At 50.4% G+C, this 379-nt stretch carries 1 protein-coding gene; it reads right to left on the bottom strand.

The genetic code is table 11. The annotated features are described in order from the left end of the window. On the bottom strand, window positions 1-271 hold a 271-nt coding region (locus E1189_RS24855), incomplete at its 3' end, for a hypothetical protein (RefSeq protein ID WP_230460002.1). Window positions 272-379 lie beyond the last annotated feature (108 nt).

The raw sequence follows: 379 nt of genomic DNA, 5'->3' as shown, positions 1-379 counted from the left end.
AGTTAAGCAGGCTGACCGAAGCGAAGGTGGTGCCGCAGGCACAGGTGGTGTTCCGCTTTCCTTGACATACTGGCCCCTTCTCATTTGAACTCAATACTGCTACTTCTGGTGTAAGGCCATCGTAGTCCAAATCACCTGGGACTGTTGACGCAGTTTCATAAACCTCTTCAATCTCTTGTTTGACAACTTTCCGGCAGTGAATTTCCCAGGCGCGGATCTCAGAGTTAAAAGGCAGCTGAAGTCCATCAACAAATTCACTGGTTATTATCACGTCATCTGTCGTTGGCGGGGAATGAGTTCTGCCATGAGTTGCAGAGCAGGTAGAGCCCTCACCTATCAGTCCAAGGGGTTCCTTGTCCTGGCGTGGCAGCCTGATTCT

Origin of the sequence: Parendozoicomonas verongulae (genome assembly GCF_009711465.1) — a bacterium.
Lineage (GTDB): Bacteria > Pseudomonadota > Gammaproteobacteria > Pseudomonadales > Endozoicomonadaceae > Sansalvadorimonas > Sansalvadorimonas verongulae.
Note: the sequence above shows the minus strand (reverse complement) of the source record. Positions and strands in the feature narration are given on the sequence as shown.